Source organism: Haemophilus sp. HMSC061E01 (assembly GCF_001810345.1).
GTDB lineage: Bacteria > Pseudomonadota > Gammaproteobacteria > Enterobacterales > Pasteurellaceae > Haemophilus_D.
Genome location: NZ_KV800998.1, coordinates 137,558 through 151,720 on the forward strand (window position 1 = coordinate 137,558; position 14,163 = coordinate 151,720).

General features: G+C 40.4%; 13 protein-coding genes and 1 riboswitch. Of the genes, 6 read left to right on the forward strand and 7 right to left on the reverse strand.

Features of this window, described 5'->3' with window-relative positions; all coding sequences use genetic code 11:
* The first annotated feature begins 13 nt into the window (after nt 1-13).
* A complete protein-coding gene (gene rplS, locus HMPREF2732_RS01110; RefSeq protein WP_005697898.1) occupies nt 14-364 on the forward strand; it encodes a 50S ribosomal protein L19 in 351 nt (116 codons plus the stop codon).
* Nucleotides 365-424: 60 nt separating this feature from the next.
* Here the strand turns inward: rplS and rho are convergent, their stop codons facing one another.
* Nucleotides 425-1,687, reverse strand: coding sequence for a transcription termination factor Rho (gene rho / locus HMPREF2732_RS01115; protein WP_005695393.1), 1,263 nt, complete (start codon nt 1,685-1,687; stop codon nt 425-427).
* A gap of 230 nt (nt 1,688-1,917) precedes the next feature.
* Here rho and argH point away from each other — a divergent pair, with 230 nt between their 5' ends.
* The gene (gene argH, locus HMPREF2732_RS01120) at nt 1,918-3,291 is read left to right on the forward strand and encodes an argininosuccinate lyase (RefSeq protein WP_070590312.1); all 1,374 of its coding nucleotides are present in this window, start codon (nt 1,918-1,920) and stop codon (nt 3,289-3,291) included.
* Nucleotides 3,292-3,350: 59 nt separating this feature from the next.
* Here argH and HMPREF2732_RS01125 read toward each other — a convergent pair whose 3' ends face one another.
* The 3 genes from HMPREF2732_RS01125 to serB are packed head-to-tail and all read right to left on the reverse strand — an operon-like array spanning nt 3,351 to nt 5,288.
* Entirely contained in the window at nt 3,351-3,827 is a 477-nt protein-coding gene (locus HMPREF2732_RS01125) for a hypothetical protein (protein WP_261673756.1), read from the reverse strand.
* A gap of 4 nt (nt 3,828-3,831) precedes the next feature.
* Nucleotides 3,832-4,323 carry a YajQ family cyclic di-GMP-binding protein gene (locus tag HMPREF2732_RS01130; RefSeq protein WP_049384590.1) on the reverse strand — a complete coding sequence of 164 codons (492 nt, stop codon included), beginning with the start codon at nt 4,321-4,323 and terminating at the stop codon, nt 3,832-3,834.
* Nucleotides 4,324-4,343: 20 nt separating this feature from the next.
* Nucleotides 4,344-5,288, reverse strand: coding sequence for a phosphoserine phosphatase (serB, locus tag HMPREF2732_RS01135; RefSeq protein WP_070590317.1), 945 nt, complete (start codon nt 5,286-5,288; stop codon nt 4,344-4,346).
* Between the two features lie 68 nt (nt 5,289-5,356).
* On the opposite strand from serB, the gene HMPREF2732_RS01140 reads away from it, so the two are divergent.
* The 4 genes from HMPREF2732_RS01140 (at nt 5,357) to hpf (ending at nt 10,577) form a co-directional block, all read left to right on the forward strand.
* Nucleotides 5,357-6,034 carry a YtjB family periplasmic protein gene (locus HMPREF2732_RS01140; protein WP_032804031.1) on the forward strand — a complete coding sequence of 226 codons (678 nt, stop codon included), beginning with the start codon at nt 5,357-5,359 and terminating at the stop codon, nt 6,032-6,034.
* An 85-nt stretch (nt 6,035-6,119) separates the two neighbouring features.
* On the forward strand, nt 6,120-8,117 hold the full coding sequence (gene tkt, locus HMPREF2732_RS01145; protein ID WP_070590323.1) for a transketolase: 1,998 nt from the start codon (nt 6,120-6,122) through the stop codon (nt 8,115-8,117).
* A 310-nt stretch (nt 8,118-8,427) separates the two neighbouring features.
* Nucleotides 8,428-8,553: riboswitch (glycine riboswitch) on the forward strand.
* Nucleotides 8,554-8,640: 87 nt separating this feature from the next.
* On the forward strand, nt 8,641-10,011 hold the full coding sequence (locus tag HMPREF2732_RS01150; RefSeq protein ID WP_070590327.1) for an alanine/glycine:cation symporter family protein: 1,371 nt from the start codon (nt 8,641-8,643) through the stop codon (nt 10,009-10,011).
* A 242-nt stretch (nt 10,012-10,253) separates the two neighbouring features.
* Nucleotides 10,254-10,577, forward strand: a complete 324-nt coding sequence (hpf, locus tag HMPREF2732_RS01155; protein ID WP_005695412.1) for a ribosome hibernation-promoting factor, HPF/YfiA family — start codon at nt 10,254-10,256, stop codon at nt 10,575-10,577.
* A gap of 46 nt (nt 10,578-10,623) precedes the next feature.
* Here the strand turns inward: hpf and HMPREF2732_RS09830 are convergent, their stop codons facing one another.
* The 3 genes from HMPREF2732_RS09830 to HMPREF2732_RS01165 all read right to left on the reverse strand — a co-directional run bounded on the left by HMPREF2732_RS09830 (nt 10,624) and on the right by HMPREF2732_RS01165 (nt 14,163).
* Nucleotides 10,624-10,767 (reverse strand): hypothetical protein, encoded by a 144-nt coding sequence (locus tag HMPREF2732_RS09830; protein ID WP_005697833.1) that lies wholly within the window; start codon nt 10,765-10,767, stop codon nt 10,624-10,626.
* Between the two features lie 55 nt (nt 10,768-10,822).
* Complete coding sequence (gene mltF, locus HMPREF2732_RS01160; RefSeq protein ID WP_070590331.1) at nt 10,823-12,217, reverse strand: membrane-bound lytic murein transglycosylase MltF; 1,395 nt, start codon at nt 12,215-12,217, stop codon at nt 10,823-10,825.
* A 101-nt stretch (nt 12,218-12,318) separates the two neighbouring features.
* Nucleotides 12,319-14,163 carry a DEAD/DEAH box helicase gene (locus HMPREF2732_RS01165; RefSeq protein WP_070590334.1) on the reverse strand — a complete coding sequence of 615 codons (1,845 nt, stop codon included), beginning with the start codon at nt 14,161-14,163 and terminating at the stop codon, nt 12,319-12,321.

Consider the following 14,163-nt stretch of genomic DNA (forward strand, 5'->3'; position numbering starts at 1 on the left):
AAAGGATCAAACAATGTCTAACATTATCAAACAACTTGAACAAGAACAATTAAAACAAAACGTACCTAGCTTCCGCCCAGGTGATACTTTAGAAGTTAAAGTATGGGTAGTTGAAGGTAGCAAACGTCGTTTGCAAGCATTCGAAGGCGTGGTTATTGCAATTCGTAACCGTGGCTTGCACTCAGCATTCACCTTACGTAAAATTTCTAACGGCGTAGGTGTTGAGCGTGTATTCCAAACTCACTCTCCAGCAGTAGATTCTATCGCTGTTAAACGTAAAGGTGCAGTACGTAAAGCTAAACTTTACTACTTACGTGAACGTTCAGGTAAATCTGCTCGTATTAAAGAGCGTTTGGGCGAATAATTCGCAAAATAAAAAAGGCTTGGTTTTCCAAGCCTTTTTTGTTTTTAAGTGCGGTCAGAATTAAGACCGCTTCATAATTTCAAAAAACTCATCGTTAGTTTTCGCCACCATAAGTTTGTCGATGAGGAATTCCATCGCTTCCACTTCACCCATTGGGTTAAGGATTTTGCGAAGAATCCACATTTTTTGTAATTCATCTGGTGTGGTAAGTAAGTCTTCTTTACGCGTACCAGAACGGTTGAAGTCAATCGCTGGGAACACACGTTTTTCTGCAATTTTACGAGAAAGATGTAATTCCATGTTACCTGTACCTTTAAATTCTTCAAAGATAACCTCATCCATTTTTGAGCCGGTATCTACAAGTGCGGTTGCAATAATGGTTAAACTCCCGCCTTCTTCTACGTTACGTGCAGCACCAAAGAAACGTTTTGGTCGATGTAAAGCATTTGCATCCACACCCCCAGAAAGAATTTTACCAGACGCTGGTGTAACGGTATTGTAAGCACGTGCCAAACGTGTAATAGAGTCGAGTAAAATCACTACGTCTTTTTTATGCTCAACAGAACGTTTTGCTTTCTCGATAACCATTTCAGCCACTTGAACGTGACGAGCAGCTGGTTCATCAAAGGTTGAAGCAATCACTTCACCTTTTACTGAACGTTGCATTTCCGTTACTTCTTCTGGACGCTCGTCAATTAAAAGTACGATAAGTTCACATTCTGGGTAGTTGTGCGTGATGCTTTGTGCAATATTTTGTAGCAACATGGTTTTACCAGCTTTTGGCGGAGCCACGATAAGACCACGCTGACCTTTACCAATCGGAGAGGCTAAATCCAAAATGCGCGCAGTTAAGTCTTCGGTTGAACCATTACCACGTTCCATTCTTAAACGGGAATTCGCATGTAATGGGGTTAAGTTTTCGAAAAGGATTTTGCTACGAGAGACTTCAGGTTTGTCATCATTGACTTGGTCGACTTTTAAAAGTGCAAAATAGCGTTCGCCCTCTTTTGGTGGACGGATTTTGCCTTCAATTTTATCACCAGTTTGAAGATTGAAGCGACGAATTTGACTTGGAGAAACGTAGATGTCATCAGGACCAGCAAGGTAGGAACTATCTGCGGAGCGTAAGAAACCGAAACCATCGGGTAAAATCTCCAACACGCCACCGCCAAAAATATCTTCACCGCTCTTTGCATGTTGTTTCAAAATAGCAAAAACAATATCTTGTTTACGTAAACGGGCAAGATTTTCCAAACCCATTTGTTCTTCGCCAAGTTTCACAAGATCAGAAACAGGCGTATTTTTAAGTTCTGTAAGATGCATAATTAATAATGTTGGAACGAATAAGAGTTGATAATACTGAATTGTTTGAATGGTGGGCAATGCCCTTAAGAATGGTGCGTAAATTACCACTAAAATCTAATACTGTCTAGTTTTTGTTAGAAAAAACAGAGTAAAATAGCAGATTATAAAGAGATTATTATTGCATACTGATTAATTATGCGTAATAATTGAATAATTAATCAATGTTAAAATTAAAAGAAGGATAACTTATGGCTCTCTGGGGTGGTCGTTTTACACAAGCGGCAGATAAACGTTTTAAAGATTTTAATGATAGCCTGCGTTTTGATTATCGTTTGGCAGAGCAAGATATTGAGGGCTCTATTGGCTGGTCTAAAGCGTTAGTCAACGTTGGTGTATTAAGTGCTGAAGAGCAACAACAGCTAGAAGTTGCCTTAAATGAATTATTAATTGAAGTGCGGTCAAATCCACAGGCGATTTTGCAAGATGATGCAGAAGATATTCATAGTTGGGTGGAAAGTAAGCTTATCGATAAAGTGGGTAATTTAGGTAAAAAATTACACACAGGCCGTAGCCGTAATGACCAAGTTGCACTTGATATTAAAATGTGGTGCAAACAACGTGTAACGGAGTTGCAAGCATCTATTCGTAATCTTCAACGTCATTTGGTGCAAACAGCGGAAAAGACGCAAGATGCAGTGATGCCGGGTTATACTCATTTACAACGTGCTCAACCCATCACTTTTGCCCATTGGTGTATGGCTTATGTGGAAATGTTTGAGCGTGATTATTCACGTCTCGCCGATGCTTATAAACGCATGAATAGCTGCCCATTAGGCAGTGGTGCACTTGCGGGGACAGCCTATGCAGTTGATCGTGAACAATTAGCCGCTGATCTGGGTTTTGCTTTTGCGACGCGTAATAGTTTGGATAGCGTATCAGATCGCGATCATATTGTAGAATTACTTTCAACGGCATCTTTAAGCATGGCTCACCTTTCTCGTTTCGCAGAAGATATGATTATTTTCAACAGTGGTGAAGCGAATTTTGTGGAATTATCGGATCGTGTGACTTCTGGTTCCTCTTTAATGCCACAAAAGAAAAATCCAGATGCTTGTGAATTGATTCGTGGTAAAGCGGGCCGTGTCATGGGTGCATTAACCGGTATGTTGATGACCTTAAAAGGTTTACCATTAGCGTATAACAAAGATATGCAAGAAGACAAAGAAGGGATCTTTGATGCATTAGATACCTGGCAAGATTGCGTAGATATGGCGACTTTTGTACTAGATGAATTAAAAGTGAATACCGACCGTACACGCGAAGCCGCTTTAAAAGGTTATTCAAATGCAACAGAGCTAGCGGATTACCTTGTGGCAAAAGGCGTGCCATTCCGTGATTCTCATCATATTGTCGGTGAAATCGTGGTTTATGCCATTGAAAAAGGAAAAGCCTTGGAAGACTTAACCATTCCTGAATTCCGTCAATTCAGTGATGTGGTAGGGGATGATGTCTATGACATTCTTTCGCTACAATCTTGTTTAGATAAACGTTGTGCGAAAGGTGGGGTTTCACCACTTCGTGTAGCAGAAGCGATTGCAGAAGCAAAAGCGAGATTAGCTTAATTAGCGCAAATAAAAGAGCGGTCAAAAAATATTGTTTTTTTTTGACCGCGCTTTCGTTTTTATGGCGTAGGTGGATCCATTAATTCAAGGATTTTATCGGTAGGCTCTTTTATATCGAAACTCGATCCCATTAATAATGAAAAAGTCTCGTCATTTCGTTTGCAAGCAGCATGAGAAATTAGCTTACCTTTCTTATTACGCAAATCGATAGTAACTTGACTGATGCTCGTTTTATCTACAGCTCTTTCTTTTATTATCGTCCACAACTGATTATTTTCTGTTGGTGGAAGAAAAAGCGTTGCTTCTGTGGCATAAGCTTGTAAGTAAGCATTATCTATCGTTTGATGAGCCACATTTACATTATTTTTCATGTAAGTGAATGTTTTAAGATTATTTAGCGCGACCCAAATCTTTTCGCCTTTGGTGCCTTCACATTTTACAACATCAATGACGCTCTCACCGAGACTCATGGCATTCTCATTTGCGAGCGAACATGCTGGAACTGCAGCCAAAAATACCCACAGATATTTTTTCATTAAATTAATCTCTGAAGTTATTAAATTGGAATGGTTGGCCTAATTCAGCCCCTTTCACCAATTGAATAACAGCTTGTAAATCATCACGGGATTTACCGGTTACGCGTACTTGTTCACCTTGAATTTGAGTTTGAACTTTGATTTTTGAATCTTTCACTAATTTAGTGATTTTCTTCGCCATATCAGGTTCAATCCCTTGCTTTAATTTGATTTCTTTGGTGTAAAGTTTACCGTGATGTTCACTTTCTGTTGGAATATCCAATGAGCTATGCTCAATGCCACGTTTTACAAACGCACCAATTAAGATTTCAATTAATTGCTCTAATTGGAAATCAGATTCGGTGGTCACTTTCACGGTTTCGCTTTTTTCATTTAATTCAATGACGGCTTCCACGCCACGGAAATCATAACGTGTACTTAATACGCGGTTTGCATTTTCAACCGCATTACGCACTTCGTGCATAGTAATTTCAGATACGATGTCAAAAGATGGCATAAGTTTTCTCCCAAAATGAATTAAATTCGATCATTTGCACTTAAAAGACATAAAAGTGCGGTTAAGTCAGCAAAGTTTACCACAATTTGTGCTTGTTGTTGCACCTTCGGTTTGGCATGAAATGCTACGCCTAATCCTGCGACTTTCATCATCGCCAAATCATTAGCGCCATCACCAATAGCAAGGGTATTTTTGCGTGGAATGTTGTATTCTTCAGCGAGTTTTTGCAAGGTATTCGCTTTGTATTGTGCATCGACCACGCTACCTTTTACATTGCCAGTCAGCGTGCCATCAATAATTTCAAATTGATTAGACGCCGCAAAATCGAGGTTTAATAAACTTTTTAAGTAATCGGCGAAATAGGTAAAACCACCAGAAGCAATGGCAGTTTTCCAACCATGTTGTTGTAATGTCTTAATGGTTTCAATTAAGCCTGGCATTAAAGGCAATTTTTCACGTACTTGTTGCAAAATAGTTTCTGGTGCGCCTTTAAGCGTACCGACACGACGACGCAAACTTTGTTCAAAATCGAGCTCGCCACGCATGGCGCTTTCAGTAATGGCAGAAACTAATTCACCCGTGCCAGCCAGTTTAGCGATCTCATCAATGCATTCAATTTGAATGGCAGTAGAATCCATATCCATCACCAATAAACCTTTTTCTGATAATTTTGCATCAAAATCCAGTTTAGCGATGTCTAATTGCAGGTCGTGAGAATGGGCAATAAAATCGGTGAGCCATTTGCCTTTTAAAAGGACAACGGTATTTTTTTCAACGTTCCATGCATCAAAACACAGGAAAGATTGACCGCACTTTTGTTGGAATTCGAGTAATTTTGCTAAATTCAGCGTTGTGCCGTATAAAATAAACGCATGAGTTTCATCGGGATGAGGCAAATCAGACGAAAGTGCGGTGGGAAATTGGGGATATTTTTGGGTAATGCTTGCAAGGTTTTGAATTTGCATAGAAAATCCTGTAAATTGTGAATACTCGTCTATTCTAGCCGATCTTGGCGAAAAAATGGAAAAACAACGTGCAATTAATTAAAGAAAAACTTCAAAAATCACTGATGTTTGGGCTCATCGTGCTGCTTTGTATCGGTGCCATGGCGGTGATTTTGTTTGGTGTGAAACAATTTAAGATTGGTTCACAGCTTTCAAGTGTGAATCAAGTAGCGAATTTATCGCATACTTTGGTTCGTCAGCAAGCCAATTTATTTTCAGTTTTATTAACCAATAATGCGAAATCCGATCAGCTCGTCGAAAATTTAGATAATTTAGTCAAAGAAAACTTTGTGCTCGATGCGACTATTTATGATTATAACGGTAAAGAATTGGCACAAAGTACCAATACAGGCAACCTTCGTGAGCAACTAGGCCTAGAACATAAAAATGAAGGTGAGTTTTCAACACAACAAATTGTTGAGCCTATTTATTCAGCTTCTAATAACGCGGTTCGTGGCTTTTTGCGTGTGACGTTTGACGCCCAATATGCTCAAACAACACAGAACAAAATCAATCAAGTGTTTCATCGCTTATATGGTGAAATTGTCGTGGTCTTTTTATTAGGCGCTTTATTCGCCAGTTCCATTCATTATTTTTTAAGTCATTATCGTCGAACATATCGAAAACCAGTGGAAACTAAAACGGTGGTAAATTTACAAGGTAAATCGAGTAGCCAACGTTTCCATCAACGTCGTCGAAGAATTTGATCAAGGTAAATAAAATTGCAAATATTGGTTAAGCCAATCAGTAAATAGGGTAGAATACTGAGAATTATTTAGATAGGAGAAAAACATGGCAACTCGTAGACAACTCGCCAACGCAATTCGTGCACTATCAATGGATGCAGTACAAAAAGCGAAATCAGGCCACCCAGGTGCACCGATGGGAATGGCGGATATCGCTGAAGTATTATGGCGCGATTTCTTAAAACACAACCCAAACAATCCTAAATGGGCCGATCGCGACCGTTTTGTGCTTTCTAATGGCCACGGTTCAATGTTGATCTATAGCTTATTACATTTAACAGGCTATGATCTTTCTATCGAAGATTTAAAACAATTCCGTCAATTACATTCTAAAACCCCAGGACACCCAGAATATGGTTACGCGCCAGGTGTTGAAACCACTACAGGTCCACTAGGCCAAGGTATCACTAATGCTGTGGGTATGGCGATTGCGGAGAAAACATTAGCAGGTCAATTTAACCGTGAAGGCCATGAAATTGTCGATCACCACACTTATGTGTTCTTAGGCGATGGCTGTTTAATGGAAGGGATTTCTCACGAAGCTTGCTCTTTAGCAGGAACATTAGGCCTAGGTAAATTAATCGCCTTCTACGATGACAACAATATTTCGATTGATGGTCATGTAGATGGCTGGTTCAGTGATGATACCGCAGCACGTTTTGAAGCTTATGGCTGGCAAGTAATCCGTAATGTGGACGGCCATGATGCAGAACAAATTCGTGCCGCAACCATTCTTGCTCAAGCTGAAAAAGAAAAACCAACGTTAATTATTTGTAAAACCATCATCGGCTTCGGTTCACCAAATAAATCAGGTTCTCATGATTGTCACGGTGCACCATTAGGTGATGAAGAAATCGCACTAACCCGTAAAACACTTGGTTGGGAATATGGTCCATTTGAAATTCCAGCAGAGTACTATGCGGAATGGTCAGCAAAAGAAAAAGGTGCGGCAGCAGAAAAATCTTGGGAAGAAAAATTTGCCGCTTATGCAAAAGCATATCCAGAACTTGCGGCAGAATTTACACGTCGTGTAAACGGTGAATTACCATCAAATTGGGCGGCAGAATCTAAAGCGTTCATTGAAAAATTACAAGCGAATCCTGCAAGCATTGCAAGCCGTAAAGCATCACAAAATGCAATCGAAGCTTATGCACATGTATTACCTGAATTCTTAGGTGGATCCGCAGACTTAGCAAGCTCTAACTTAACGTTATGGAGCGGTTCTAAACCAATTCGTGCACACGAAAACGTAGGTGGTAACTATATCAACTATGGTGTGCGTGAGTTCGGTATGTCAGCGATTATGAATGGTATTGCTTTACACGGCGGTTTCATTCCTTATGGCGCAACCTTCTTAATGTTCTACGAATATGCACACAATGCAGTGCGTATGGCAGCATTAATGAAACAACGCACTTTATTCGTTTATACTCATGACTCGATCGGTTTAGGCGAAGATGGTCCAACTCACCAACCAGTTGAGCAAACCACCTCATTACGCTTAATTCCAAATCTTGAAACATGGCGTCCATGTGACCAAGTGGAATCAGCCATCGCATGGCAACAAGCGGTTGAACGTCAAGATGGCCCAAGTGCGTTGATCTTTACCCGTCAAAACTTAGCACAAATGGACCGCACTTCTGCACAATTAGATGCCGTTAAACGTGGTGCTTATGTGTTAAAAGACTGTGAGGGTACACCAGAGTTAATCTTCATTGCGACAGGTTCTGAAGTGGAATTGGCAGTGAAAGCAGCAGATGTATTGACTGCTGAAGGTAAAAAAGTGCGTGTCGTCTCTATGCCAAGTACTAACCGTTTCGACAAACAAGATGCAGCGTACCGTGAAAGTGTGTTACCTGCAGCCGTAACCAAACGTGTTGCAATCGAAGCAGGTATTGCAGACTTCTGGTATAAATACGTTGGCTTTGAAGGTCGCGTGGTTGGTATGAATAGCTTTGGTGAATCAGCACCAGCAGATCAATTATTCAAACTCTTTGGTTTCACCGTGGATAACGTGGTAGCAAAAGCAAAAGAGATTTTATAATTATTAAAATAGATAAAGGCAGGCAATGACCTGCCTTTCTTTTTTGATTTAAAAAAAGTGCGGTCAAAAAATAAGAAAATTTTTGACCGCACTTTGTTTTTATCTGCTTTCACCTTGTTATCTAAGCCTTTTTTCGTCAATCCATTGAGTTAGCCTTTCAAGTTTGCTAAAATTCGCGACACTTTTTGCGATAAAAAATAAAACGTAAAAAGTGAGTTCGGAAGAAGGTAGCTGGAGAGTAGGGAATTGCCCCTACGCCGACGAGGTAAAATCTTTCAGGCGCAATCGCAAGATTGCAGGGACTGTTACTGGACGAACCCTTGGAGAGATCCATTGCATTTTATTGATTGATGTAAATGGACGCCGAAGGCGCAAAAGAGCGGTCGATTTTTCGATTGTTTTCCAAACGCTCAGGCAAAAGGACAGGGGCAAAAGACAATCCGTATTATCAATATATTTCTATCGGGATTCTTCTTGTCTCCTTGTCGAGTTTATTTGTATTTTAAACGACGAGGAATCATCAATGTCATTACAGACAATCTTATCGGCTATTAGTAGCTTTATATGGGGACCGCCCCTACTTATTCTTTTGTCCGGAACCGGACTTTATCTCACCCTTCGTTTAGGTTTTTTGCAAATTCGTTATTTGCCTCGTGCCTTGGGCTATTTATTTGCTCGTGGTGCAAATAAAGGCAAAGGGGACGTGTCTTCTTTTGCTGCACTTTGTACCGCATTAGCGGCAACCATTGGTACAGGGAATATCGTGGGTGTAGCGACCGCAGTACAAGCGGGTGGACCTGGCGCGATTTTTTGGATGTGGCTAGTTGCATTATTAGGCATGGCAACCAAATATGCCGAATGTTTGCTTGCAGTGAAATATCGTGTGCGCGATAAATACGGTTTTATGGCTGGTGGACCAATGTATTACATCGAACGTGGTCTTGGTATCAAATGGTTAGCGAAATTATTTGCGTTATTTGGGGTGTTGGTGGCCTTTTTTGGTATCGGTACTTTTCCTCAAGTGAATGCGATTACGCATGCGATGCAAGACACCTTTAACGTGCCTGTTGTGATTACTGCAACAGTGGTGACGGTATTGGTCGCGATGATTATTCTTGGTGGAGTAAGACGTATTGCGAGAGCCTCTGCAGTCATTGTGCCTTTTATGGCGCTGAGTTATGTGACGACCTCAATTATCATCTTAATCGTTAATTACGACAAATTACCTGCTGCAATTTCATTAATTATTCAGAGTGCGTTTAATCCTCAGGCAGCTTTAGGTGGTGCAGTTGGCTTTACCGTGATGAAAGCCATTCAATCGGGTGTGGCGCGCGGTATTTTCTCAAATGAATCAGGTTTAGGAAGTGCGCCAATCGCAGCCGCAGCAGCGCAAACGAAAGAGCCCGTTCGACAAGGTTTAATTTCGATGATGGGGACATTTTTAGATACTATCATCGTATGTACGATGACAGGCTTAGTGCTTGTGATTACAGGAGCATGGAGTAATCCTGAGCTTTCAGGTGCAAGTGTGACTAACTATGCTTTTGCGCAGGGATTAGGTACATCATTTGGTGCAACCATTGTAACTGTTGGCTTATTATTCTTTGCTTTCACCACAATTTTAGGGTGGTGCTACTACGGTGAGCGTTGTTTCCTTTACTTAGTCGGTATTCGTGGTATTAAATTGTATCGCTTCGTGTTTATTGTTCTGGTTGGGGCAGGCTCATTCCTGACTTTAGATTTAATTTGGATCTTAGCGGATATCGTGAATGGTTTAATGGCCTTCCCGAACTTAGTTGCATTAATTGGGTTACGCAAAGAGATTATTTCAGAAACCAAAGATTACTTCGAACGTTTAAAAGCGACGCAACATGATCAAGATGAATTAACCTAATTTAGATTCATAAAAAGAAAAGGGAAGCCGAGTGCTTCCCTTTGTTGTTTACAGCTTTACATCATAACAAGTTTACACGGAAATGAAATCACATTTTTTCAGAAATTAGATCCCGATCATATTTTTGAACATTTGTTTTTTTATTTACCTAAAAGCACTTGAAAAAGTGGTTCAAGGTCGATATTTTGTTATTAAAGATGAACGGAACCGAAGGGTTCATTTAAGCAAAAGAGGTAAATGCTATGACACTCAATATCACAAGTAAACAAATGGAAATCACCCCTGCAATTCGTGAACATGTGGAGGGAAGACTTGCAAAATTAGAGAAATGGCACACTCAACTGATTAGCCCGCATTTTGTTTTAAGTAAAGTGCCAAACGGCTTTTCTGTAGAGGCTTCAATTGGAACTCCATTAGGTAATCTGTTAGCCACTGCAACGGCTGATGATATGTATAAAGCGATCAATGAAGTCGAAGAAAAATTAGAACGCCAATTAAATAAACTTCAACATAAAGGCGAATCCCGCCGAGCAGATGAGCGTTTAAAAGATTCTTTTGAAAAATAAAGGATAATGAATAAATAAAAAGGGCGAACATGATGTTCGCCCTTTTTTAGATATCTTGAATCACTAATTGTAATGCATGGCGTTGGAATTGTTTTGCTTTACGGTGTTTTAAGCGTCTTAAACGCAAGTTGCGTGAGGCAGAGATATCTCTTGATGCTTTTTTCTTTAAAAAAGTTTTTCTTTTTAACATCTTTTTCTCCTTGTTTTCTTTGAGTTCAATAAAACGTTGCTTTTTCTGACCGCACTTACTCTGTTGCAGTCGCTTGGTTTTCTTGAACGCGATGATAATTCACAATGCTGTTCATGTAACGGCGAATATTTTCGACATATTGGTAGGCTTCATAGCCTCGGGCGTAGCCATATTTTAAGTTTGAATAATGGCGCTTTTCCGATAATAGTTGAAGATTATTTTTTACATCTAACCAGTTATCTGGGTTACCACCTAATTTTTTTGTTAAGCGACGTGCGTCCAAAATATGCCCTAATCCCATATTATATGCTGCTAAAGAATACCAAATTCGATCTTCTTCTGGAATACTGTCTGGCATTTGGTCGAGTAGCCAATGCAAATACTCCGATCCCGCTTTTATACTTTGTTCGGCATCAGTGCGATTATTAATATTCATCCGCACAGCCGTATCTTTGGTAAGCATCATCATCCCGCGCACACCTGTTGGAGAGGTAGCATAAGGGTCCCAATGCGATTCTTGATAGGCTACAGCAGCTAATAATCGCCAGTCTAAATTCCCTTTGTATTTTTCAAAGAGCGGTTGATATTGAGGAAGGATTTTTTCAACCGCCTCTAAATAAGCCTGAGTATCTACATAATCAAAGGCAGTAATGTGGCGGAAATATTTTTCCTCAATACGATCAATTAATCCCGTTTCAATGGCATTATTCATAAAATCCAATAAGCCTGCTTGTAGCTCATTATAGGATTTATTGGAAAGATACCAGTGCACAGTCATTTCATCCGTTAGGTCAAATGCAATTGCTAAGTTAGGGCGAATTTGTTGTGCAGCCGCCACATCAATACTATTGGCAATGGTGTAAGGAATTTTTCCTTCTGCCACTTGAATCAATAATTCTTCTTGGGTCAACTGCTTGTTATTCTGCCATTTAAGTGCAGGAAGTTTTTTCTGCGCAAGGGATAATAATTTTTCTAAATCTTCCCCCGCAGAAATGATAATTTCTTGCTGGACTTGAGCTAAATCTTTCGGGCGATTTTCCCCTTTTTTATACACAAGTTGCCAAGAGGCAGAAGTATAAGAGGGCCCTAACTGAAATTTTTCAGCACGTTGAGGCTGGAACAAAAGATTCGCAGCAGCAATATCAATATTGTTGTTTTCTAATTCGTTAAAAAGTTGATCGTTATTTTCTAAGGTTTTAATTTGTAAACGAACCCCTAAATAATCCGCAAAGTTTTTTGCTAATTCGTATTCCAAGCCAGATTCGCCCTCATTCCCAATAAAATAGTAAATGGGATTGTTAATGGTGCCGACAATAAGGCTACCGCGATTTTTGATCGCAGTGTAAGGGTTTTGCTCCGATTGCATAATTTTTTGCCAAGGGAACACCATATCCACTGCCCAAAGTAATAATGCAAAGGCAGCAATAATACGTAAAAATAGACCTTTCAATAGATAAACCTTGTAAATTGAGATAAGAAACGATTGTAACGAGAATTAAGACAATAAAAAAGCCCCTTTTACTTCAAGGGGCTGTTAAATAAGGATTAACGTTAGCGATCTCGGCGACCACGTTCATTAAAAGTGCGGTCGTTTTTATCGTTAAATTTACGCTGACGACGTTCACCATTACGCTCACCACGGAAGCGATCTTGGCCTCGATCTCCACGCTCATTACGGCGACCATCACGACGGCCTTTTCCACCAAAGTCATTGCCACCACGTCCGCTGTCTGATTGTGTCGAACCCATAAAGCTCATTTGCATTTGTTTGTTTAAAACGCGTGTTTTACCGAATTGTTGAAGCAATTCTTTCGGCATGCTTTGTGGTAATTCAACGGTAGAGTAGTCATCATAAAGTTTGATATGACCAATGTAACGGCTATTAATATCACCTTCATTTGCGATAGCGCCTACGATATGACGCACTTCTACACCATCTGCACGACCTACTTCGATACGATATAAATCCATCGGTTGTTGGTTGCCATAGCCTTTACGCTCACCACGACGTTCAGCTGAGCGTGGGTTTTCGCGTCGATCACCGCGATCGTTACGGTCACGACGGCGTTTATCCATCGGTGGATCAGGTGGAAGAATGAGTTTTTGTTTCCCTTGAATCAACATCAACATCGCCGCAGCAATATCTTCTTGATCCTGATCTGCGGTGAATAAATCTTCCAATAAGCTGCGATACATTTCCAGATCGTGATGTTCCAATTGCTTGGTAATCTTGTCTTGGAATTTTTTACGACGACAGGCTTGTAACACTTCATGATTTGGCAATTCAACTTCATTGATTGGCTTTTTCATCAAGTGTTCGATGTTACGAAGTAAACGGCGTTCACGTGGTTCAACGAATAACAATGCACGACCAGAACGACCTGCGCGCCCAGTACGGCCGATACGGTGAACATAAGACTCTGCATCAAGAGGGATATCATAGTTCACCACAAGACTGATTCGTTCAATATCGATACCACGCGCAGCAACATCGGTTGCAACGACGATATCAAGGCTACCATTACGTAAGCGATCTAAGGTTTGTTCACGTAATTGTTGGGTCATATCACCGTTTAATGCCGCAGCACGGAAACCGTGTTTTTCTAATAATTCAGTCACATCAAGTGTGCCCGTTTTAGTACGGGTAAAAATGATTGCCGCATCAAAATCTTCTACTTCTAAGAAGCGTAATAATGCATCATTTTTACGGAAACCTTGAACATACCAACAATTTTGCTCAATATCAGGTGCATTATCGTTATTTACTTTGATTTTCACTTCTTGCGGATTGTTCATGAAGCGTTTTGTGATGCGACGAATTGGCTCAGGCATGGTTGCTGAGAAAAGGGCTGTTTGGTGCTCTTCAGGTAATTCCGCCATAACGGTTTCTACATCATCAATAAAGCCCATGCGAAGCATTTCATCCGCTTCATCAAGTACGATAGCTTTTAATTCAGATAGATTTAATGTGTTACGACGGATGTGATCCAAAATACGGCCTGGTGTACCCACAACAACTTGTGCACCTTGTTTTAATGCACGTAATTGAATGTCATAGCGTTGACCACCATAAAGGGTCACGATGTTGATGCCTTTGGCATATTTCATGAAGTGTTCACAAGCATCAGCAACTTGAATGGCTAGTTCACGCGTTGGTGCCATCACCAATAATTGTGGATGTTTTGCGGCAGGATCAATTTTTGCCAAAATAGGTAAAGAGAATGCGGCGGTTTTACCACTACCGGTTTGTGCCATACCAAGTACATCTCTGCCTTCTAGAAGAGCAGGAATACAAGCTTGTTGGATTGGCGAAGGTGTTTCAAAACCAAGGTCAGAAACGGCTTTTAGAATGAATTCAGGCAAGCCTAAATCATTAAAAGTGATTTTGTCTGTCAT

What these genes read in the sequence shown, in the direction of transcription:
- rplS (WP_005697898.1), top strand. Translation starts at nt 14, where the DNA reads ATGTCTAACATTATCAAACAACTTGAACAAGAACAATTAAAACAAAAC.
- HMPREF2732_RS01125 (WP_261673756.1), bottom strand. Translation starts at nt 3,827, where the DNA reads ATGAAAAAATATCTGTGGGTATTTTTGGCTGCAGTTCCAGCATGTTCG.
- tkt (WP_070590323.1), top strand. Translation starts at nt 6,120, where the DNA reads ATGGCAACTCGTAGACAACTCGCCAACGCAATTCGTGCACTATCAATG.
- rho (WP_005695393.1), bottom strand. Translation starts at nt 1,687, where the DNA reads ATGCATCTTACAGAACTTAAAAATACGCCTGTTTCTGATCTTGTGAAA.
- argH (WP_070590312.1), top strand. Translation starts at nt 1,918, where the DNA reads ATGGCTCTCTGGGGTGGTCGTTTTACACAAGCGGCAGATAAACGTTTT.
- HMPREF2732_RS01165 (WP_070590334.1), bottom strand. Translation starts at nt 14,163, where the DNA reads ATGACAGACAAAATCACTTTTAATGATTTAGGCTTGCCTGAATTCATT.
- hpf (WP_005695412.1), top strand. Translation starts at nt 10,254, where the DNA reads ATGACACTCAATATCACAAGTAAACAAATGGAAATCACCCCTGCAATT.
- HMPREF2732_RS01150 (WP_070590327.1), top strand. Translation starts at nt 8,641, where the DNA reads ATGTCATTACAGACAATCTTATCGGCTATTAGTAGCTTTATATGGGGA.
- serB (WP_070590317.1), bottom strand. Translation starts at nt 5,288, where the DNA reads ATGCAAATTCAAAACCTTGCAAGCATTACCCAAAAATATCCCCAATTT.
- HMPREF2732_RS01130 (WP_049384590.1), bottom strand. Translation starts at nt 4,323, where the DNA reads ATGCCATCTTTTGACATCGTATCTGAAATTACTATGCACGAAGTGCGT.
- HMPREF2732_RS09830 (WP_005697833.1), bottom strand. Translation starts at nt 10,767, where the DNA reads ATGTTAAAAAGAAAAACTTTTTTAAAGAAAAAAGCATCAAGAGATATC.